Raw genomic sequence first — 21198 nt, 5'->3', positions numbered from 1 at the left:
CGCGGACTACGGCGTGGTGCGACCAGTTCCCCGGGCACGGGTGCGACCCCGTGTGCCGTGCGGGCTCTCCCCACGTTCCCGTCCGTGCCGGACAGCAATGGCTAGGGACTGAGGGGGCCGCGGTGCGGACCGGAGAGCGAACTGAGCGACGGGCGGGTGGCAGACCCGGGCCCCGGCCCCGGACGGTGGCCACGACGGCGGTGCTGGCGCTCCTCGCCGCCTGCGTGAGCTTCCTCACCGTCTCCTCCCCGGCGATCGCCGACCCCCTCGACGACTGCACCGCCACGAAGGGCGCCATCGTCGCCGTCGACTTCGGGCCCTTCGGCGGCCCGGTGCAACGCGGCTGCGACACCACCCCCACCACCGGCTACGAGCTGCTCCACGAGGGCGGGTTCAGCACCGCCGGGACCGACCACGACGGGCCCGCCTTCATCTGCCGCATCGGCCACGGCTCGGTCGGCTCCGGCACCCAGTACCCCACCCCGGACCGCGAGTCCTGCGTCCTGACCCCGCCCGCCACCGCCTACTGGTCGTACTGGGTCGCGAAACCCGGTGACGACGACTGGTCCTACAGCCAGTACGGCGCCATGGACCGTCGGCTCGCCGACGGTGACGTGGACGCCTGGGTGTACGGCGGCACGGACGTCGGCGGCAGCACCGGCCGCCCCGCCTTCAGCCCCGACGACGTCCGCGCGGAAGGCGGCACCACCCCCGGTCCGACCACCGGCCCCACCGGCGCCCCCGGCGACATCGACACCGACGGCGCCGCCGCCTGGCTCAGGAGCCGCCTCACCGACGGCGAGCGGATCGTGGACGAGGGGGCCACGGACGCCAATTACTTCCTCACCGTCCAGACCGCCTACGGCCTCGCCGCCGCCGAGGGCGACTCCGACCCCCTCGGCAAGGTCACCGACTTCCTCGAAGCGACCGCCACCGGCCACGCCTACCCGGGCGGCGCCGACCAGGCCCCCGACGCCACCGCCGCCGCCCGCCTCGCCCTGCTCGCCGCGATCACCGAGCGCGACCCCCACGACTTCGGCGGCCACGACCTCGTCGGCGACCTCGTCGCGAACGTCTGCCCGGCGGGCCCCGAGTCCGGCCCCACCCCCGGCTGCACCGCCAAGGGCGACTTCAAGGACGCCACCTACACCGACGGCCAGGCCCTCGCCGTACTCGCCCTGCTGCGCGCCGACGAGACCCCGCCCGCCGCCACCGTCGACCGGCTCGCCCAGCTCCAGTGCCGGGACGGCGGCATCACCAGCGTCCTGATCCGCCCCGGGGAGTACTGCGACGGCGACGCCGGCACCACCGGCCTGGCCGCCCTCGCCCTGCACACGGCGGGCGGGCACGAAGCCGAGGTCGCCCGGGCCCTCGCGTATCTGACGGAGAACCAGCGCGCGGACGGCGCCTTCCCCGCCTACACCGGCTCCCCGAGCGCCGGAGTGATCGGCACCGCGTACGCCGCGCAGGCGCTGCGGGTGCTCGGCGAGACCGGGCGGGCCGACGCGGCCGTGGGCTGGCTGTCGCGCGAGCAGACCGAGAGCGGCGGCTTCGGCTTCGAGGAGGGCCTCACCGACCCGCAGCTCTACCCGACCTCGCTCGCCGTGCTGACCGGCACCGGCACCAGCCTGGCCGAGCTGACCATCAGGGAGCCGGAGCCCACCGGCCCGCCCACCAGCGACCCACCGGCCTCGCCGACCCCGCCCGCCTCGCCGACCCCGCCCGCGCCGGGCGACGGGCCGGACCTGGCCAAGGGCGTCGCCTACCTCACCAGCGCCGCCAACCTCCAGCAGGGCCGGTACTACACCGCGGGCCCCGGTTCCACCCGCGCCGACTTCGGGCTGACCATCGACGGCGCCTACGCGCTCGCCGCGACCGGCCTGAACAACGCCAAGCTGCGCGGCGTCGTCGACTTCCTCGACCACGCGGGCACCGACGGCGAGGGCCGCACCATCACCGACTACATGGGCATCGGCACCGCGTACGCCGCCGGAGGTTCCATCGGCAAGACCGCGCTGCTCGCCGAGGCCGTCGGCCGTGACCCGCGCGACTTCGCGGGCGAGGACCTGATCGCCGCCCTGGACGCCGCCGTCTGCACGAAGGCCAGCACCGCGCCCGACCGCTCCTGCGCCGCCCCGGGCAACTACACCTACGCCCCCTCGGTCTTCGCCCAGTCTCTCGGCGTCATCGCCCAGCTGCGCGCCGGGGAGGAGGAGGCCGCCGCCGGGCCCCTCGCCTACCTGGCCGGGCTCCAGCAGGACAGCGGCGCCTGGCCCAGCCTGATCCCCGCCACCGGTGACTCCGACGTCGACTCCACCGCGATGGCCGCCATGACCCTGGACCTCGCGGGCGACGACGAGGCCGTGGACCGGGCGCTGGAGTGGATCGCGGACCAGCAGTACGACGACGGCGGCTTCCCCGGCGCGGTCGGCAATTCCGTCAACTCGGCGGCCCTCGCGATCCAGGGCCTGTCGCTGGACGCCGGGAAGTACGCCGACGAGATCGCCGACGCGCGGAAGTTCCTGGCCTCGCAGCAGAACGCCGACGGCGGGTTCAACGTGGCCGAGGAGGGCCAGCGCGGCTCCGATCTGCGTGCCTCCACCCAGGCGGTGGGCGGCTCGACCGGGATCTCCTTCGCCCACCTGGAGCGCAGCCTCGACGGCACCTCCCCGCAGCCCACGCCGACGCCGAGCCCGAGCGGCGGCACCACCCCGGACATCGTCACGCCGGGTGAGTCGGGGGGCGGCGGCCTCGGCGCCGACGGCGGCAGCGGCGGGGGCGGCGGGGGCCTCGCCTCCACCGGCGTACAGGCCACGGCGCTGGCGCTGACCGCCGCGCTGCTGGTGCTGGCGGGCTGGCGGGTCGTGATCGTGGCCCGGCGACGGACCGGGACCGGGCCCGGGACCGGGGGTGTCCGATGAGCCGACGCCGAGGCCCACGTCAACCACGACCACGACTCCGGCTGCTCGGTGCCGCCGCCCTCACCGCCGCCGCGCTGACCGCCACCACCACCCCCGCGGCAGCGGACCCGCAGCCGATGGGCCAGTGCACCACCACCTCCGGCGCGGTCCTGGCCGTCGACTTCAGCGACTGGGGCGGCCCCGTCCTGCGCTCCTGCGGGACCACCCCGACCACCGGCTACGAGCTGCTCAACCAGGGCGGCTGGCGCACCACCGGCACCGGTCACGACGGCCCGGCGTTCATCTGCCGGATCGGCTACAGCGGCTACCAGAACGGCAAGCAGTTCCCGACCGCCGCCGAGGACGACTGCGTCCTGACCCCGCCCGCCTCCGCGTACTGGTCCTACTGGCACGCCGACCCGGGGCAGCGCGACTGGAGCTACAGCCAACTCGGCGCCATGCTCTACGAACCCAAGCCGGGGAGTGTCGACCTGTGGGTCTTCGGCGGCACCGACATCGAGGGCACCGAGGGCCGCCCGACCGTCACCCCCGACCAACTGCGCGCCAAGAACACCAGCCCGCAGGGGAACGCGGCCCCGCCCGCCGCCGACGACAAGGCACCCCCACTGCCCCCGGACGCGGACACCGGCCCGGCACCCGAGCAGCGCACCACAGCGCCCCCGAAGCCCAGCCCGACAAAGCCGGAATCCACCCCGACGATGCCGGAACCCACCCCGAAGAAGCCGGAGAAGAGCACCTCACCACCCCCGTCACCCACCCCCACCGCCTCCACCAGCCCGGCGACCACCCCGCCCGCCGTGGCGGCCCCGCCCCCCAGCCCCAGTCCCACCGTGGTCGACGCCGCCCCGGCGGCCGACGCCCCGCACGACACCGGCTCGCTCACGCCGGTGCTCACCGGCGCCGCCCTGGTCGCCCTGGTCGGCGGCGCGGCGGTGTTCGCGGCCCGCCGCCGACGCCGTACCGAGTGAACGCGGTGCCCCGTGCGAACCGTACGAACCGTGTGAACGGTGGCGAGAGCACGAACCCTACGAACCCGGCGGCGCCCGCGACCGGGTCCGGTCCCCTCCCTGCCCTCCCGGACCCGCGCGGGCGCCGTCTGCCGCGCATCCTGCACCCGGTGGCCTGGTGGATCTGGGCGCTCGCCCTGGCCACCGCCGCCAGCCGCACCAACAACCCGCTGCTGCTGTTCCTGGTCCTCGCCGTCCTCGGCTACGTCGTCTCCGCGCGGCGCACCGAGGCGCCCTGGGCGCGTGGCTTCAAGTACTACCTCTACCTCGCGCTCACGGTCGTGGCGATCCGGGTCGTCTTCCGGGCGGTCTTCGCGACCGGCGTCCACCCCACCGACCACTTCCTGTTCGCCCTGCCGCGCATCCCCACGCCCGACTGGTACGCGGGCATCGAACTCGGCGGCCCGGTCTCCCTGGAGGCGCTGCTGTCGGCGGCGACCGAGGGGCTGCGGCTGGCCTGCATGCTGTGCTGCATCGGCGCCGCCAACACCCTCGCCAACCCCAAACGGGCCCTGCGGGTGCTGCCGGGCGCCCTGTACGAACTCGGCGTGGCCGTCACCGTCGCCATCAGCGTCGCGCCGCAACTCGTGCAGAGCGTGCAGCGCGTTGCCCGCGCCCGCAAGCTGCGCGCCGGACGCACACAGGGGCTGCGGGCGCTGCGCGGCATCGTCGTGCCGGTCCTGGAGGACGCCCTGGAACGCTCCCTGCGGCTGGCCGCCGCCATGGACTCGCGCGGCTACGGCCGGGCGGGCACCGCGACCCGCCGCTCCCGGCGGCTGACCGGCGCGCTGCTGTTGCTCGGCATGTGCGGGCTGTGCGCCGGGGCGTACGGGCTGCTGGACGCGACCGCGCCCGCCTTCCTGGGCCTGCCCGCGATGGGCGCGGGCGCGCTGCTGTGCGTGGCGGGCCTGCGGCTCGGCGGACGCCGGGTCACCCGCACCACGTACCGCCCCGACCCCTGGCGGCTCCCCGAGTGGACCGTCGCGGCCAGCGGCATCCTGGCGGCCGTCCTCCTCCTGACCAGCCTCGGCTACGACCCCGCCCAGCTCAACCCCACGTACTACCCCCTCAGCTGGCCCGAACTCCCCCTCGTCCCGACCCTGGCGATCCTCCTCGCGGGCACGGCGGGCTTCGCGGCGCCCCCGCCGGGGCCGGTGGGCGGGGGTGAGGACGGGAGGGGCGGTGACCGCAGGCCCGGGGCTGGTGGGGCCGGTGTCCCGAAGCCCGGAGGCCGGCGGTCCGGGCGGCGCGGGGCCGACGCCCGCCCGGCCGCCGACCCGGAGGCCGGTGTCCCGCGGCCCGCTGCGCCTGGGCCCGCTGCACCTGGGCCCGATGGCCACCCGGTCGTTGCCCCCGGGGGTGGCGACCCGAGAGACGGTGACCGGAAGCCCGGCGACCACGAGTCCGACGGCCATGAGCCCTACGGCCACGAGTCCGACGGCCATGAGCCCAGGTCTCGCGGGACCGACGCCCCCACGGGCGAGGTCCCGATGCCGGGTGGTCCGATGCCGGGTGGTCCGATGCCGGGTGGTCCGATGCCGGGCGGCCCCGACTCCAGTGCCCGCCACCCCCGCCCCCGGACCGGCAACCCCCCGCGCCGCAACCCCCAGGAAGCCGATCGCCCGTGATCATCTTCGATCAGGTCACCATCCAGTACGACGGTGCCCCCGAACCCGCCCTGCGGGACGTGGACCTCACCGTCGAGGAGGGCGAACTCGCTCTGGTCGTCGGGCACACCGGGACCGGCAAGTCCACCCTGCTCGGCGCGGTCAACGGGCTCGTCCCGCACTTCACCGGCGGGACCCTGCACGGCAGGGTCACCGTCGATGGCCGGGACACCGCTGAACACCCGCCGCGCGAACTCGCCGACGTGGTGGGCGTGGTCGGCCAGGACCCGGCCGACGGCTTCGTCACCGACACCGTGGAGGAGGAACTCGCCTACGCGATGGAGCAACTGGCGATCCCCCCGGCCGTCATGCGCAAACGGGTCGAGGAGACCCTCGATCTGCTGGGCCTCGCCGATCTGCGCCACCGCGCCCTGTACGAACTCTCCGGCGGCCAGCAGCAGCGCGTGGCCATCGGCTCGGTCCTCACCGCCCACCCCCGCGTCCTGGTCCTGGACGAACCCACCTCCGCGCTGGACCCGACGGCCGCCGAGGAGGTGCTGGCCGCCGTCACCCGGCTCGTGCACGACCTCGGTGTCACCGTCCTGATGGCCGAGCACCGGCTGGAGCGGGTGGTGCAGTACGCGGACCGGGTCATCCATCTCCCCGGCGACGGCCACATCCGTAGCGGCCCCGCCCCCGAGATCCTGCGCACCTCCGCCATCGCGCCGCCGATCGTCGAACTGGGCCGCGCGGCGGGCTGGTCCCCGCTGCCCCTGTCCGTGCGCGACGCCCGCCGCGCCGCGGCACCCCTGCGGTCGCGGCTGGCCGACCGCACCCCCGGCCCCGTACGCCCCGCCCCGCCCGCCGACCGGCCCCGGCTGCTGACGGCCCGCGGCGTCACCGTCACGTACCGGGGTGTCCCCGCCGTCCGTGAAGTGGACCTGGACCTGTCCGCGGGCGAGGTCACCGCCCTGATGGGCCGCAACGGCTCCGGCAAGTCCTCACTGCTGTGGGCGCTCCAGGGCTCGGGGCGGCGCGACGCGGGCCGTGTCGAGGTCACCGACGACCAAGAAGGCAAGGACGGTAGGGGCGGCAAGGGCCGCAAGGCGGAGGCCGCCGATCCGCACACCGTCCCCGCCGCCCGCGCCCGCACCCTCGTCGGACTGGTTCCGCAGACCCCCGCCGACCTCCTCTACCTGGAGAGCGTCCGGCAGGAACTCGACCAGGCCGACGCGGAGTCCGGTTCCACCGGCCGCCGCGCCCGCGAGATCCTCGACCGCCTCGCGCCCGGCATCCCGGACACCGTCCACCCCCGCGATCTCTCGGAGGGCCAGAAGCTCTCCCTCGTCCTCGCCATCCAGCTCTCCGCCGCGCCCCGGGTCCTGCTCCTGGACGAGCCGACCCGGGGTCTGGACTACCGGGCCAAGTCCGCGCTCATCGGCATCGTCGACACCCTCGCGGCGGACGGCGCCTCGGTGGTGATCTCCACCCACGACGTGGAGTTCGCGGCCCGCGCCGCCGACCGGGTGGTGGTGCTGGCCGAGGGGGACATGGTGGCCGACGGCCCGACGGCCGAGGTCATCGTCGCCTCCCCGGTGTTCGCCCCGCAGACCGCGAAGATCCTGGCGCCCCTGCCGTACCTCACGGTCACCCAGGTGACCCGCGAAACGGAGGCCCGCCCATGAACTCCGCCGAGGACGACGCCATGTCCTCCGCCAAGGACAACGCCATGTCCTCCGCCGAGGACGACGCCGTGTCCTCCGCCAGGGACGACCCCGCATCCTCCGCCAAGGACAACCCCCCGCGCCACGCCCTGAACCACCCCCGCAACCCCGCCATCCGCCTCACCCCCCGCGTCGGTGTCGTCATGGCCCTCGCCGCCTTCCTGGGGGTCGTCGCCTTCTTCTGGCCCTTCGTCGTCGCCCCCGGCACCTTCGGCTCGCACTCCACGCCCCCGCTGATCTTCGGCGTGCTCCTGATCCTCGTCCTGTGCGTGGTCCTCTCCGAGATCGCCGAGGGCGGCATCGACTCCAAGGCCCTGGCCATGCTGGGTGTGCTGTCCGCCGTGAACGCCGCCCTGCGGCCCCTGGGCGCCGGTACGGCCGGCATCGAGACCGTCTTCTTCGTGCTGGTCCTCGCCGGACGCGTCTACGGCCCCGGCTTCGGGTTCACCCTCGGCTGCACCTCCCTCTTCGCGTCCGCGCTGATCACGGGCGGGGTCGGGCCCTGGATGCCGTACCAGATGTTCGGCTGCGCGTTCGTGGGGATGCTCGCCGGGTTCCTGCCCCGGGCGAGGGGCCGCGCGGAGGTGGCGATGCTCGCGGTGTACGGCTCGCTCTCCGGCTATCTGTACGGCTTTCTGCTCAATCTCTCCTTCTGGCCGTTCTCCGTGGATCCGGCCAGCTCGATCGCCTATCTGCCCGGACTGCCGTTCACCGAGCAGTGGCAGCGGTACGTCGCCTTCGACCTCGCCACGTCCCTCGGCTGGGACACCGGCCGGGCGGTCACCAACTTCGTGGCGATCCTGCTGGCCGGCCCGGCGGTCCTGACGACCTTCCGCCGCGCCGCCCGCAGGGCCCGTTTCCGGGCGCCCGTCCGGTTCACGAAGCCCCGACCGGCTCGCTCCGATCCCGGCTGACCCGGGGTCACGCCCCCGACCCCCCCCCCCGGGACGCGACAAAGGCGCCGCCGGGCATCGACCCGACGGCGCCCTCCCTTGCCTACCCCTACGACACCCCCCGCCCCGGTGCCAGGATCGACGTCAGCAGATGCGCGTCGAGCATTCCCACGTCCGCCGTGCGGGCGGCGCGGGCGAAGCCGGTGAGCATGCGCTTGGTGAGGACCAGGGCCTCCGGTGAGCGCCGGAGCAGCGGTCTCGTCCAGGCGGCGACGGTGTCGTCCAGGCGGTCGAGCGGGGCCACCCGGTGGAGCAGGCCCAGCCGTTCGGCCGTGGCCGCGTCGAACGGGTCGCAGGTCAGCATGAGTTCGCGGATACGGGACGCGCCCGCCTCCGCGACCAGCCGGCCCATCGCCCCGCCCCAGGCCGGCGGCAGCCCGATGCCGACCTCCGGCATCCGGAACCGGCAGGTGTCCGCGCCCGCGCGCAGATCGCAGTACGACGCGAGCGCCAGCCCGGCGCCGATCACCTTGCCGTGCAGCCGGGCGATGGTGACGACGTGGGTGTTCTCCAGGGCCTGGCACAGCCGGTGCGCCTTGTCGGCGACCCGCCGCAGCGCCGCCCCGCTGGGGTCACCGGCGAGGGCGCCCTCGTACTCGTGCCGGTCGGCGCCGAGACAGAAGTCCTCGCCCGAGGACGACAGCACCAGCACCCGGATGTCCGGGCGTTCGTGCAGGCCGTCGAGGAGCGCGGTCAGGGCGTCGAGCGCGGCGATGCCGAGGGAGTCGTCCGTCCCGGCGGCCGGGTTGAGCCGGACCCGGAGTACGGGGCCGTCCTCCTCGATGCCGACCGGTTGCGCGGCGGGCACGGTACCGGGTGGTGCGGTGAGCGTTGGTGTCCAGTTCATGCCAGTGCGACGTCCAGATTCATCAGCCGCCTGAACACCACGCGGCGCGGCGCCATCGTCGGACGGCGCACCAGGGTCAGGCGGGGCAGCCGGGTGACCAGCCGGCGGAGCAGGGTCTCGGCCTCCAGACGCGCGAGCGGCGCCCCGAGGCAGTAGTGGATACCGGCGCTGAACGCCAGATGGGCGGGCTTGCGGTGGAAGTCGAACCGCTCGGGGTCCGGGTGCCGTTCGGCGTCGTGGTGGGCGGCGCCCACCATCAGGTGCACCATCTGGTCCCGGTGCACCTCCAGGCCCTCAAGGACCCGGTCATCGGCGGCGACCCGGCTGATCACATGGGTGGGCGGGTCGTAGCGGAGGCTCTCCTCGATGAACGCGGGCGCGAGATCGGGTTCATCGGCGAGCCGCTCCCACCGCCCGGGGTCCTCGACGAGCCGCAGGGTCATGGTCGACAAAAGGGTGGCGGTGGTCTCCAGAGCGGCCAGCAGCATGAACAGGGCCAGGAAGTAGACCCCTTCATCGGCCTTCTCCTGGTCGGGCTCCATGGCGTCCCATTTGGCGATCCACCGGGACACGGGGTCGTCCCCGAGTCGGGTGCGGCGTTCGCGGACCAGGTCCAGGAAATAGGTCCGCAGCTCGGCCATCGCCGCGTCGGACCGGGCCAGCTGGCTCGCCGTGGGCAGCAGTTCCTGGGTATAGACCTGGTCATGGGTCAGCTCGCGCAGCCGGGGCCAGTCGGCCTCGGGCAGCGCGAGCCAGTTCCCGATGGTGGCGACGGGGAGTTCCTCCCCGACGAGGGCGGCGAAGTCGGCCTCGCCGCCGTCGCGCAGCCGCTCCACCAGGGAATCCAGGAGCCGGTCGGTCACCTCGGCGACCATCGGGCCCAGCCCCTGGATCGTGCCCCGGTCAAAGGTTCCGGCGGCCTGGCGGACCCGGGTGTGGTCCGGAGGGTTGAGTGCGGGCAGAGTACTGCTGATCTCACGCGACGAAGGCGCGCTCCAACGGGTGCGCGGCCCCTGTTTCTCCCGCCAGCGCTTGTCGGGCTCCAGCCAGGCGGGGCTGCGCAATATCTGGTCGCACAGATCGAAACTGGTCACCAGTAGTCCGCCCCAGGGTGCGGGCGCGACTGCTCCCATCGAACGCAGTTCGGCATATATAGGGAAGGGATCCTCCTGGCCCTGTGCCGAACGTAGTCGGGTGAAGAGGGAGACGGTGGCTCTGCGATCGGACGACGGAGTCGTGACGGTCCTCACGATGACGGCCCCTTTCTGAGCACAGCCGTCATCCATACCCGGGCGCTGTTTGAAGCATCCAATAACACGGTGCGTTTATATGGTTACCTGCGTCACTCTCCCCTGGTCCACGCGAGGAAGCGGCTGAACATGCCCTGCTTGGACTGCGCGGCACCCTGACGCGGGGCCGCGGGCGCCGAACGGAAGTCCCCCGACTGCGCCGACTGCGGCGCCGAACCCGTCGCCGGCCGCGCCGCGGACCGCGCCGCCGACTGGAGCGTGCGCGGGCTGAACCGCACCGGAAGCGTCACCAGCGAGCGGCTCCACGGCGCCGGCACCCAGGCCAGCTCCTTGAACGCGACCCGCATCTCGACATCGGGCAGCCGGTTGGAGAGGGTCTCCACCGCCTTCACCGCGATCATGAACGCCGGGTCCTTGGCCGGGCACGCGTGCGGCCCGGCGCCGAACGCCAGATGCGCCTTCCCGCTGAGCTGCTCACGGTGCTCGCTCAGCTTGGGGTCGGTGTTGGCCGCCGCGAAGGAGACCAGCACCGGGTCGTTCTCCCGCAGGATCCGCCCGCCCAGCTCCACGTCCTGGACCGGGTAGTGGGCCGCGTAGTTCGCGATCGGCGCGTAGTTCCACAGCGTCTTGGCGACCGCGTCCTCCACCGGCAGCCCGACCTGCCACTCCTCGCCGAGATACAGCGCGGTGCTGGTCCCGATGGTCGCCGACGTCGGGGCGGTGCCGCCCGACAGCAGGGTCACCAGCTGGTGCAGCACCTCCTCGTCGGACAGCCCCGCCGGGTGCAGCATCAGCCGGGTCGTCAGGTCCGGACCCGGGTGCCGCCGCTTGAGCGCGATCAGCTCGGCGAGCGCACCGCCCAGCACCTCATCGGCGCCCGGGGTCCCCTCGAAGATCCCGGAGGTGCCGACGATCACCCGGTCACCGATCTCCCGGGTGCAGCCGAACAGATCGCTGAACACCAGCAGCGGCAGCGGCTGCGCGTAGTCCGCCATCAGCTCGGCCTGCCCACGCGAGCTGAACACGCTGATCAGATAGTCGGCGGACTGCTGCACCTGCCGGGCCAGCTGGAGTTCGTTGACGGTGGCCAGCGAGTCGGTCACCGCCTGCCGCAGCCGGGCGTGCGCCGCCCCGTCCGCGAACAGGGCGTTGGGCCGGTAGCCCATCATCGGCAGCGCCGGGCTGTCCTGCGGCACCCGGCCCTCCCGCAGCGCGGTCCAGCGTCGCGAGTCCCGGACGAACAGCTCCGGGTGCTGGAGGATGGACAGCGCGTCGTCGTACCCGGTGACCAGCTCGACCTGGACGTCCGGGGCGATGTCGACCTGGGCGCTCGGGCCGAGCGAGCGCAGATGGGCGTAGTGCCCCTCCGGGTCGGCACCGAACTCCGGGCCGTACAGCCGGTGGGTCGCGTGCGCGGGGCAACCGGGCGGTATGTCGTGGTGGTGCTGCATGCCTGGCTCCTAGCCGAGGATGGACATGAGGTGTTTCACCAGCGCGATGAGCGCCTGGGCCGACGACTGCTCATCGCGCACGTCGCAGTGCACGATGGGGGTCTCACGGGAGAGGTTCAGTGCCTCGCGCACTTCCTCGTACGGGTAGTCGGGGGTGCCGTCGAACTGGTTGACGCCGATGGCGTACGTCAGCCCGAACTGCTCGACCAGGTCCAGCACCGCGAAGCTCTCGTCCAGCCGCTCCGGGTCGACCAGCACCAGGGCGCCGAGGGCCCCCCGCGACAACTCCTCCCACATCTCCTTGAAGCGCTCTTGTCCCGGCGTGCCGAAGAGATAGAGGACCAGCTGGTCGCTCAGGGTCAGCCGGCCGAAGTCCATCGCCACGGTGGTGGTCTTCTTGTCCGGCGTGCCCGACAGGTCGTCGACGCCGACACTGGCCTCGGTGATCTCTTCCTCGGTCTGCAACGGCGGGATCTCGGAGATGCTGCCGATGCAGGTGGTCTTGCCCACGCCGAAGTGACCCACGATCAGGATCTTCACGGCGTGGGAGACATCTGGTTCCAGATACACGGACACGGGTCAGGCTCCGAATTTCGTCTGGAGTCCGCTGATGACAGCGCTGAGCAGTTCGCGGTCGGGTCGCTCGGCCCGCGGTATGGGCGGCCGGACGACGATGAGGCCGCTGTCGTCCATCTGGGCCAGCAGGATCCGTACGATCCCCAGCGGCAGCCGGGTGTGCCCGGACACCTCGGCGACCGACAGGAACCCGTTGGCGACCAGGTCCATGACCAGCCGAGCCTCCGGGGAGAGCGTGCGGGCCGCGGCCGGTGCCCCTTCCTTCGCGGTCACGAGCGTGGTGTGCGAGTACTCGTGCTCCGGCGGCAGGGACCGTCCCTGGGTGATCACGAACAGTGGGACCAAATCGGACGTCAGCTCGATTTCCTGGTCCGGATCGTCATGCATCGCTGAACGGCCCTCCCCGCGGCGTCCCGCTCAGCGCGGGCACCACATCCTGAAGACGGGTGGTGAACTCCTCGATATCGCAGTCGTGCTCGGCGGCGGCGGCCAGATAGGCCCCGGCTCCCGCCGCGATCAGAAAGACCCAGCCGTGCTGGAACTCGATGATCGTCTGCCGCCACTCGGGCTCCTCCCGGCCGCCCGTGAACGGCGAGGTGGCCCGGCTGTAGGCGTGCAGGCCCATCATCGCCGCCGCGATCCGGTCGGCGAGGTCCTTGCCCATCCCCGAGGACGCGCCCCGGGGCAGCCCGTTGATCCCCAGCAGTACGGCGTGCCGCGCGCCCCGCACCTCGGCGATCGCCTTGTCCAGCTCCGGAATCACGAACGCCGGACCACCGGCGCCCTCCCGGAACGCCGCGTCGGTGCCGTCCCCCTGCCCCAGCTCCCCGGGATTGACCCGAGGCGCCGAGGTGAGACTGTCCCCGAGCCGCGCGACCAGCCGGTTCATCCGGTACGAGATCTGCTCGATGTCGACATCGGGCTCGGCGGCGGCGGCGAGATAGGCCCCGTCACCGGCCGCGATCAAAAAGATCCAGCCATGCGCGAACTCCACGATGGTCTGGTTCCAGCGCACCTGGTCCGAGGGACCGGCGAAGCCGGCCACCGCCCGGCTGAGCGACTGCATCCCGGCCATGGCCGCGGACACGGCCCGCACATCGCGCTCGGTCAGCCCGTCGGTGGCTCCCCGCGGAAGACCGTCGGCCGAGAGCACCACGGCGTGCCGCGCCCGCGGCACGTTGTCCACGATGTCCTTGACCATCCACGACAGGTCAGTGGTCATACGTCTTCGGACCCTTCGGGCGATGGAGCGGAAAGGTCGCGGCCGGACATCGTGCCGCGCTGAAGCGCACCCAGACCGCGGCCGGACAGCCCGCGCCGCGGCGCCTGCGGCTCGCCACCACCGTTGTCGGTGTCGCCGCCGCCGAACCCGGCGATCGGCGCCTTGCGCGCCCCCCGCTTGGGCAGCCCGTGGGCGGTACGCCCGCCGATCCGCGGCACACCGTCCGCGTGCGGCCGGATGCTGCTGACGGGGGCCTCGCCGAAGTTGTCGCTGTGGCCGGCCGGCGGGACTGTCTCCTCCATGGTCCACAGCTCCTCGGGCAGGCGGACGACGGCCCGGACACCGCCGTACCGGGAGACACCGGTGACATCGACATTGAATCCGTGCTGTCGGGCGAGCAGCCCGATCACGGGGAAGCCGAACTTGGGCTGGTTGCCGAGCTGCGAGAGCCGGGGCATGTCGGCACCCGCGAGCAGCGCGGAGGCCATCTGCCGGTCCTCGTCGTTCATACCGACACCGGCGTCGTCGATCACGATGCACACACTGTTCTGCACCCGCTGGAACGTCACCTCGATCGGCGCGTCCTGCTGCGAGAAGCTCGCCGCGTTGTCGAGCAGTTCGGCGACGGTGAGCGCGACCGGCGCGACCGCGGCGGCCTTCAGCGCGATCCCGCTGTGCTGCATGATCTCGACCCGCTGGAAGTTGCGGATCTGCCCCTGCGCGCTGCGTACCACGTCGTACACACTCGCGGGCCGGGGCCGGCGCCCGATGGGCGCCCCGCACATCACGGCGATGCCCTGGGCCTTGCGGGCCATCTGCGCGTTGGCGTGGTGCACATCCAGCAGGTCGGTCAGCACCGAGTGCCCGCCGTACTTGCGCTGGATGTCATCGAGCACGGTCGTCTGCTCGGCGGCGAGGCTCTGAAGGAAACGGGCCGCGCCCTTGAGCACCGCCTTGGTACGGTCCTCGGCGGACCGCTCGGCCTCGCGGATGACGTCGTCCTGCTCCTGCCGGAGCTTGTACACCTCGGCCCGCAGCTTGTGCGCCTCGGCCTCGGACTCCCCGTGAAGCTGGGTCAGCGCGCCCTCCAGCTGCCCCCTCTTCACTCCCAGCGCTCTGTTGCGTACCACCAGTACGACGACTGCGGCCACGGCTATCGCCGCAACCGCAGCCAGGCACCATATGAGCACGTCTCGAATCATGGAAACCTTTCCCGGCGCGTGGCAGCAGACATAGGCCCGACTCACCTCGCGATGATCCGCAGCCATCCCCCAGGAACTGCGTGGCCACAGGTGGCCGCTCTGCACGGCAAGCCGGCCGACTTCAAAATGGCGCCTGACCCGAGTGGATCAAGGTCGCGGACGCCGGAACTCTACCACCGCACAAGTGCTCCCCAGAGTCTCTGTTCGAGGTCTAAACCTCATATCAACACAGCCTCTTCACCACCCTTTTGACGGACCCTTGGCGGCCCGTCAGAACCCCCCATAAATCCCACCGGACACACACATCGCCCCCCATCGACGCGCTGACCTGCTGGGGGTGCCGCGGGCCGGAGCGGGCAGGGCGGGTGGTGGGGGTGGGGCCGGTGGGGGAGCGGGGCGGGGCGGCCGGGGGGAGGGGGTGACGCATATCACAGATTGGGAAGGCGTGTGGGGGCAGCGACGCAACGCTGCCCCCACGGGTGTACGGGAGTCCCTCTGGTGCACGGGTCTCCCCTATATACAGGCCGTCCCTACGGCTTCCGCTCCGTACGGGGCTCCGCCAGCAGCACGGTCGGCAGAGGTCCGCCAACCATGGCGTCGTCCGGGACGGCGCCCGTGCGGTCGCCGACCCTCCGGATCGCCCTGGCCGCGTCCAGTTCGACGCTCTCGGCGCACCGGCCGTCGCGCCAGTGCGCGAAAGCGTCCAGGGCGTTCGCGTCGGTGTGCACGGCGAAGGTCTCGCCGTCCCGGGAGAGCGCCGACAGCACCCGGGGCGCGCAGCCCAGGACGCCCCACTCCTCGTAGCAGAACGACCAGTCGCCCACCATGCCGACCCGCAGCACCGACTTCGGGGTTCCGGCCCCGTAACTGTCGTGACCGAGGCGGAGCGCCTCCCGCAAGGGCATCACCCGGGCGTCTCGCGGGACCGCGCCGTAGCGGCTGAGTACGTCGTCGGGGGTGATGCCGCGGGTGAAGGTGACGTTCCACGATTCGCCGCGGACCCAGTCGAAGGACGGCACGGTGCGCAACTCTCCCATTCTGCTTTCCTGCTTTCCCGCGCCCTTGGTCAGGGAACGATGGCCATCCAGAAGGCATCGCCCTGGATGATGCGGTTGAACTTCTTGAAGTTGCCGTAGACGCCACCTGCGGACTTGTTGTTGTACAAGGGCATATGGGACTGGATGCAGGGCTGATTGGTGACCGGCTTGTTCGGGTCGGTGGCCGGGGTCGTCCAGTGGCCGTTCACCAGAGTCGGGGTGATCTCGGCACACAGCAGACCATCGGTTCCCCCCTCCTGCGTTCCGGCGAACGGGAACTCGTCGCAGGAGTCCGCGCCGGTCGCGCCGGGAAAGAGGTTGGTGAATTTGGCGGAACCGCAGGTGTTGGTCCGGTTCGCGTCGGCATTGGACTTGTTCTCGCCGTGGAACAGACTGCTGCCGCGCATTCTCAGGCCCAGCTCATAGGTCGCGGACGCCTGACCGTGGTTCGCGCTGGACAGCGAGTACTCCAGGATCGGCGCGTCCGTGTCGTCCGGTTCGGGGATGACGCAGCCGGAGGTGGTCGGCATCTCCGAGTCGCACCTGATCGGCACATCCTCGGGGGACGACCAGGTCGCGGAGGCGTCCAGGGGTGTGGCGCCCGCCGTGGTGACGTACATCGTGTAGCCCGTCCGGAATTCGGACCGGGTCGCCCCGGTGGGGATGTTGACGCTGTAGGTGACCTCTCCGGACTTCGACTGGCCCTTGGCGAGTGCGGTGTTCCCGTACCAGGGGGCGGTCAGGGTGGGGAGGCAGGAGCTGGTGCAGTCGGTCCGGAATCTGATGTTCAACGCCGTGACCTGGCCGGACATATCGGTGACCGTGGCCTGGATCTCCTCCCCCAGCTTGGTGCTGTCCCACGCCGTCCGCAGGTGCGTCGAGACGTCGATGAGACCGGTGCCGACGGGCCGCCCGTTCGTGTCGTAGAGCGTGTACGTCACCTGGATCTTGCCGCACAGGCCGCCCGTCCGGGTCCAGACATAGGACGATTCCTCCTGGTTGATGGCGCACGACGCGGCAACGGGGGGCTCCGCGGGGTCCGGGTCCCAGACCCCGGGGTCGTATGTCCCGGGATCTTCCGCCGCCGCGGTGCCGTCGGCGAGCGCGGTGGTCTGTACCTCGGTGGTGGTGACCCGGGTGCGGTCCGGGACGGGTTCCTCCGTCACCGTGATGCACTCCGTGGCCGCCGACTTCACAGTGGCGCGCACCTGTGCCGAGGCGGGTGCGCAGTCCTCGGTGACCTGCAACGCGGCCTGGCCCACGCCGTCGTTGCCGGGAGGCGGCACGGGCAGCGGGCGGGCGGCCTGCTCTGCGGGGCGGGCGTCGCCGCCCGGCACCGACGCGGCGGCGGGGCCGCCGGCGACGGTGAGGCACAGGGCGGTCGCCGCGGACATCGCGACGACGAGTCTTCGCCAGGTGTGGTGAGACACGTGATGCTCCTTCGCTCAGTGATCGGCTGGTGCGAACCGGCGCACGGGCACGAGACCGGGCCGGCCGCGACACGGGACGCGCGGCCGGCCCGGCCGGGGCCCTCCCGGGGCCGGACGGAAGGAGGGATTACCGGGCCGCGTGGCCGAATCGGTCCCCGGTGGCGGGCAGCCCGCCCTGGCCAGGCTGGTACGTGGTCACCGGGGCCACCGTGCCGCCCGCGACCGTGTTGGACAGCGGGAGGGCGTGCAGGGCGCCTGTGGCGCTCGGGCCGTCGGGCATCCCCACGTACAGGTGCGTGCCGGTGTAGTGGATGCTGCTGCCCAGCCGCTGGTTGGCGCCCGGGACACCCGGGACGCCGTCCCCGTCACCCGCCTCCAGCCACCGGTCGCTGGCGCCCGGCACCGGGTCCAGCAGGGAGAAGGTGCTGATCGCGCCCGCGCCCGCCGTGGTGCCGATGGCCTCGCCCGGGATGCCGACGGCCAGCCGCAGCGTCGCCGGGGTGCTCACCGCGCCCGGCGCGGTGTTCACGGCGGTCAGATACTGCCCGAAGTGGTCACCGGCCTCGGAGGTGCCGGACACGTCGTCGTCGCCGGTGCCCGAGGAGTAGCTGTCGAGCTGGCTGAAGGTGCCCGCCGCGGTGATCCGGAAGGTCAGCACCCAGCCGGTCTCGGCCTTGTCCACGGCGTCGACGGCCAGGGTCTCGCCGGGCGAGCCGACCGCGAGAATCGACTCCGTGGCCGCCGTCGCCGAGGGCCGGTGGGCGACCATGGCCAGCGACTGGCCGAACAGGTCACCGGCCTCGGCCGCGCCGGAGACGGCGTCCAGGTCCTGCTCCATCCCGAACCGGGGGGTGGGCCGCCCCTCCGCGTTGAGCTGGTGGGAGAAGACCGACACCATGCCGGCGTCCGCGTCCGTCCCGACCGTCTCACCGGGGACGCCGACAGCCAGGTGCAGGCCGTCGGCCGCGAGCGAGCTGCCGAACGCGTCGTCGGTCTCGGCGGCGCCGGAGACGCCGGTGGCCTCCTGGTTGACGGCGATGTTGGTGCCGCCGTGCAGATAGAACACCCCGCCCGCCCTGGCGACGGTGCCCAGGGACTCGCCCGGCACCCCCATCGCCACGAACGGCTCACCGGCGGCGGTGGTCCCGGCGGCCAGGGCGTGGCCCATCCGGTCGCCGGTCTCGGAGGCGGAAGCGGCCAGGCTGCCGGTTCCCGACCCCTGCTCGAAGTGGGCGGCCTTCGTGGCGCCGGTTCCCAGGCCCCCGGGCGCTCCGTAGAGGATGTCGACCATCCCGGCGTCGGTGGCGGTGCCCAGGTCGTCGCCCGGCGTGCCGACCACCACGTCCGTGCAGCCGTCCTGATCGTGGTCGACGGTCGCCAGGGCCGTACCGAACCCGTCGCCCGCCTCGGCGCCGCCCGGCACCCAGTCCAGGTCCTGGTTCAGTTCGGCGGTGCCCTTGCCGCCGCCGTACACCACCCGGACCAGACCGGCTCCGGCGTCGCCGCCCACGGTGGCCGCGGGGTCGGCGACGGCCACGTCCGCGGTGCCGTCGCAGTTGAAGTCCGTGACGCGCGGGGCGGCGACCGCCGTACTCACCCAGGACGCCAGGTCGTCGACCCGGGTGGTGACACCGGCCGTACGGGTCTCGGTCGCGTCGATGCCGAAGCAGCCGCCCTGGTAGGACTGGCTGACCAGGGCCGCGAGCTGACGGGTGTCGCCCACGGTACGCACCAGCGGGCCACCGGTGTCGCCCATGCACGCGGCGACGCCGTCCTGACCGGTGACCGTGGCGGTGGTGGCGGTGGCCGCGTCCACCGTGAACGTGCCGGTGCGCAGGGTCAGCGGCGCCCACTCGGTCGCGCTGCGGCCGTACCCGGCGAGCGTCAGCTGCTCACCGGTGGTGGGCGCGGCGCCGGACAGGGCGATCGGGGTGACATCGGTGACCGGTCGGCTCAGCCGGGCAAGGACCGCGTCGCGGTCGGCGCGGGGGACCAGTTCGACGATGTCACGGACCGCGCCCTGCGTGGTCGTGAGGTCGGTGCGGCCGATGGTGGCCGTGGTGCGCAGGGCGGGCTTGCCCGCGGGCACCACGAGGCTCACAGCCGGGTCGGCGGCGAAGCAACTGGCGGCGGTCAGCACCCACTCGGGGGCGACCAGGACGCCCGAGCAGCCCCGGTCGTGCGCGCCGACGACGATCCGGGCGGTGTACGCGTGGGTGGTGTCGGAGGCGCCGGACGCGGGGCCGGTCACGGCGGTGGCGGACGGGGCCGCGAGCGCGAGGGATCCGGTCAGGAGGGCGGTGGCCAGGGCAGCGGCCGTGAGGACGGGTCTGGAGTGTCGGGTCAAAGGGGGCTCCCCGTTGGAGTCTCGACCGGCTGTTCGCCGGAGTCCGGGTGACAACGTTCCCGCGGCCCTGCGCGGGCCTACTTGGTGCTCCTGATCTCCACGAGCAGATGCTCACGGCCCTGCTCGTCCGCGCTCTCGCCGACGGCGGTCCAGGTGTTGTTGCCGATGTCGTAGGACTTCTCCTCGGCACCCACCGTCATGTCGACCTGGGTGTCGTAGTCGTTGCCCCTGACGGCATAGACCGAGGGGATCTCCAGGGTCAGCCAGCCCTCGTTGCCGATCACCCGGAAGCAGATCGGGTCGGCGTGCTCCCGGGCCAGGATCTGGATGAGACCGGTGCCGCCCGCGCAGTCGGCGAGCGTGATGTGGCCGTCGCCGCGCTGGAGGAGGATGTTCTGCTCGGCGAGGATCGTGTCCGCCCCCGGATAGGCGAAGTCCTCGACCGCATAACCCGGCGCCTCCTCCGCGACGTTCACGGCCGCGCCGGGGGAGTCCCCCGCGACGGTCGCGCCCGGGGAGTCGCCAGGGGCGCCTGCGGTCAGCACGGCGGTCCACGCCAGCGCACTGGCGCCCGCCGCCATCAGTGCGCGTCCGATCCATCTTCTCCGGCGCGGACGTGCCGCGAGAACAGCGGGTATTTCCCTCACACCTCTCACACTCCTCAATTCGAATGATTCCTGCCGTGCATGGTGCCCGAAGCGGAGCCTTGTGTAATCAAATCGATGGCCGTTACGCGGGTGGCGGACCCGGATGTGCGGAACCGGTCCGTGAATTCCGCTGGCGGGGACAGACACCCCGGATCGCGCCTCGTGCACTCGTCGGCCCGACCATGCCATCACTGATCACCTACTGCTGTCCAGACCTTAACTGCCATGAGAAACAGGCCAGTTGCAGGGCAATGTGACGAGTCACACGTTTCCTTCGGGGGGCGATGATTCCGTGCGGAGATTCCCGGAGAAACACCCATTTTCCGACGGTCCGAATCGTTTGCGCGACGATTGATTTCCTGCTGAACGCACGTTCTTATGGGTCCTGTCCATTGCTAGCCCCTGCTCGTCCGACCGACCATGAGGTAAATCCCTTATGCAGACGATTTTCTGGAGTCGGAGACGGCTCATCGCCACCCTGGCCGCCACTGCGGCCGTCGCGGCCACCCCCCTGACCCTCGCCCCCATGGCCCGCGCCGCCACCGCGCAGGACCCGCCGCTCGACCCGCTCGCCCTGCCGGACACCGACCGGGCCAAGGTGGTCAAGGCATGGCTGACCGGCGGCAGGGCAACCAAGGCCGCGGCGGCCGACGCGCTGTACGGCACCGACACCCAGATCCGGGCCTTCCTCGGCGAGACGCTGCCCAAGGTGGTCGTGGAGGACAACCGGGTCGCGATCGTGAGCTACCTCGCCCGCTCCGGCAAGGGCCTGCGCCGCGAGGCCGTCGCCGCCCCCCGCGGCGGGGGCAACGCCAACGCCCCGTTCCACGCCCACGGGGACGCGCCCCCCCGGCGGGGGGGGCGGGGCGGCCCGGGCCCCCCACGGCGAGGGGCGGCCGGTCGTACGGGTGGGGAGCGCGCCCAGACGGCCGGTGGAGGGCGGATGAGCGGGTTCCGGTGCTTTGGGTTGCCGGTCA

15 protein-coding genes and 2 pseudogenes are annotated in these 21198 nt (G+C 72.6%); 6 read left to right on the top strand and 11 right to left on the bottom strand.

What is annotated here, in order from left to right:
- Window positions 1-185 precede the first annotated feature (185 nt).
- From ACFXAZ_RS26230 to ACFXAZ_RS26210, 5 genes and pseudogenes are all read left to right on the top strand, one after another.
- Window positions 186-2921, top strand: a complete 2736-nt coding sequence (locus ACFXAZ_RS26230; protein ID WP_384596001.1) for a prenyltransferase/squalene oxidase repeat-containing protein — start codon at window positions 186-188, stop codon at window positions 2919-2921.
- Entirely contained in the window at window positions 2918-3889 is a 972-nt protein-coding gene (locus ACFXAZ_RS26225) for a hypothetical protein (protein WP_384595998.1), read from the top strand. Before ACFXAZ_RS26230 ends, ACFXAZ_RS26225 begins: the two co-directional genes overlap by 4 nt.
- Before the next feature lie 140 nt (window positions 3890-4029).
- Window positions 4030-5076 (top strand): annotated as a pseudogene (locus ACFXAZ_RS26220) (energy-coupling factor transporter transmembrane component T); the annotation flags it as partial.
- A gap of 476 nt (window positions 5077-5552) precedes the next feature.
- Entirely contained in the window at window positions 5553-7220 is a 1668-nt protein-coding gene (locus ACFXAZ_RS26215; protein WP_384595995.1) for an ABC transporter ATP-binding protein, read from the top strand.
- Window positions 7221-7402: 182 nt separating this feature from the next.
- On the top strand, window positions 7403-8173 hold the full coding sequence (locus ACFXAZ_RS26210; protein WP_384596084.1) for an ECF transporter S component: 771 nt from the start codon (window positions 7403-7405) through the stop codon (window positions 8171-8173).
- 88 nt (window positions 8174-8261) lie between these two features.
- Here the strand turns inward: ACFXAZ_RS26210 and ACFXAZ_RS26205 are convergent, their stop codons facing one another.
- From ACFXAZ_RS26205 to ACFXAZ_RS26155, 11 genes are all read right to left on the bottom strand, one after another.
- Window positions 8262-9059 (bottom strand): enoyl-CoA hydratase/isomerase family protein, encoded by a 798-nt coding sequence (locus ACFXAZ_RS26205; protein ID WP_384595992.1) that lies wholly within the window; start codon window positions 9057-9059, stop codon window positions 8262-8264.
- Window positions 9056-10345: a cytochrome P450 gene (locus tag ACFXAZ_RS26200; RefSeq protein ID WP_384595989.1), complete on the bottom strand. Its 1290-nt coding sequence runs from the start codon at window positions 10343-10345 to the stop codon at window positions 9056-9058. Before ACFXAZ_RS26200 ends, ACFXAZ_RS26205 begins: the two co-directional genes overlap by 4 nt.
- Before the next feature lie 56 nt (window positions 10346-10401).
- Window positions 10402-11760, bottom strand: a complete 1359-nt coding sequence (locus tag ACFXAZ_RS26195; RefSeq protein WP_384595986.1) for a cytochrome P450 — start codon at window positions 11758-11760, stop codon at window positions 10402-10404.
- A 9-nt stretch (window positions 11761-11769) separates the two neighbouring features.
- Entirely contained in the window at window positions 11770-12330 is a 561-nt protein-coding gene (locus ACFXAZ_RS26190; RefSeq protein WP_384596081.1) for an ATP/GTP-binding protein, read from the bottom strand.
- A 9-nt stretch (window positions 12331-12339) separates the two neighbouring features.
- Window positions 12340-12723, bottom strand: a complete 384-nt coding sequence (locus ACFXAZ_RS26185; RefSeq protein ID WP_384595982.1) for a DUF742 domain-containing protein — start codon at window positions 12721-12723, stop codon at window positions 12340-12342.
- Window positions 12716-13558 (bottom strand): roadblock/LC7 domain-containing protein, encoded by an 843-nt coding sequence (locus ACFXAZ_RS26180; RefSeq protein ID WP_384595979.1) that lies wholly within the window; start codon window positions 13556-13558, stop codon window positions 12716-12718. The genes ACFXAZ_RS26185 and ACFXAZ_RS26180 overlap by 8 nt, the downstream gene beginning before the upstream one ends.
- Complete coding sequence (locus ACFXAZ_RS26175) at window positions 13555-14742, bottom strand: ATP-binding protein (protein WP_384596078.1); 1188 nt, start codon at window positions 14740-14742, stop codon at window positions 13555-13557. Before ACFXAZ_RS26175 ends, ACFXAZ_RS26180 begins: the two co-directional genes overlap by 4 nt.
- Before the next feature lie 548 nt (window positions 14743-15290).
- Window positions 15291-15797 carry a DUF6461 domain-containing protein gene (locus ACFXAZ_RS26170; protein ID WP_384595976.1) on the bottom strand — a complete coding sequence of 169 codons (507 nt, stop codon included), beginning with the start codon at window positions 15795-15797 and terminating at the stop codon, window positions 15291-15293.
- 29 nt (window positions 15798-15826) lie between these two features.
- The gene (locus ACFXAZ_RS26165; protein WP_384595973.1) at window positions 15827-17227 is read right to left on the bottom strand and encodes a hypothetical protein; all 1401 of its coding nucleotides are present in this window, start codon (window positions 17225-17227) and stop codon (window positions 15827-15829) included.
- A gap of 127 nt (window positions 17228-17354) precedes the next feature.
- Window positions 17355-19574 carry a S1 family peptidase gene (locus tag ACFXAZ_RS26160; protein WP_384595970.1) on the bottom strand — a complete coding sequence of 740 codons (2220 nt, stop codon included), beginning with the start codon at window positions 19572-19574 and terminating at the stop codon, window positions 17355-17357.
- Between the two features lie 77 nt (window positions 19575-19651).
- A complete protein-coding gene (locus tag ACFXAZ_RS26155) occupies window positions 19652-20155 on the bottom strand; it encodes a hypothetical protein (protein WP_384596075.1) in 504 nt (167 codons plus the stop codon).
- A 502-nt stretch (window positions 20156-20657) separates the two neighbouring features.
- Here ACFXAZ_RS26155 and ACFXAZ_RS26150 point away from each other — a divergent pair.
- Window positions 20658-21198 (top strand): annotated as a pseudogene (locus ACFXAZ_RS26150) (hypothetical protein); the annotation flags it as partial.

Source organism: Streptomyces sp. NPDC059477, from assembly GCF_042749375.1.
Lineage (GTDB): Bacteria > Actinomycetota > Actinomycetes > Streptomycetales > Streptomycetaceae > Streptomyces.
This window is presented reverse-complemented; position numbering and strand designations above follow the sequence as displayed.

Excerpts from the sequence above, each read along its gene's own strand:
- ACFXAZ_RS26170 (WP_384595976.1), bottom strand. The coding sequence starts at position 15,797 with ATGGGAGAGTTGCGCACCGTGCCGTCCTTCGACTGGGTCCGCGGCGAA.
- ACFXAZ_RS26155 (WP_384596075.1), bottom strand. The coding sequence starts at position 20,155 with ATGGCGGCGGGCGCCAGTGCGCTGGCGTGGACCGCCGTGCTGACCGCA.
- ACFXAZ_RS26205 (WP_384595992.1), bottom strand. The coding sequence starts at position 9,059 with ATGAACTGGACACCAACGCTCACCGCACCACCCGGTACCGTGCCCGCC.
- ACFXAZ_RS26180 (WP_384595979.1), bottom strand. The coding sequence starts at position 13,558 with ATGACCACTGACCTGTCGTGGATGGTCAAGGACATCGTGGACAACGTG.
- ACFXAZ_RS26210 (WP_384596084.1), top strand. The coding sequence starts at position 7,403 with ATGGCCCTCGCCGCCTTCCTGGGGGTCGTCGCCTTCTTCTGGCCCTTC.
- ACFXAZ_RS26200 (WP_384595989.1), bottom strand. The coding sequence starts at position 10,345 with ATGGATGACGGCTGTGCTCAGAAAGGGGCCGTCATCGTGAGGACCGTC.
- ACFXAZ_RS26225 (WP_384595998.1), top strand. The coding sequence starts at position 2,918 with ATGAGCCGACGCCGAGGCCCACGTCAACCACGACCACGACTCCGGCTG.
- ACFXAZ_RS26185 (WP_384595982.1), bottom strand. The coding sequence starts at position 12,723 with ATGCATGACGATCCGGACCAGGAAATCGAGCTGACGTCCGATTTGGTC.
- ACFXAZ_RS26195 (WP_384595986.1), bottom strand. The coding sequence starts at position 11,760 with ATGCAGCACCACCACGACATACCGCCCGGTTGCCCCGCGCACGCGACC.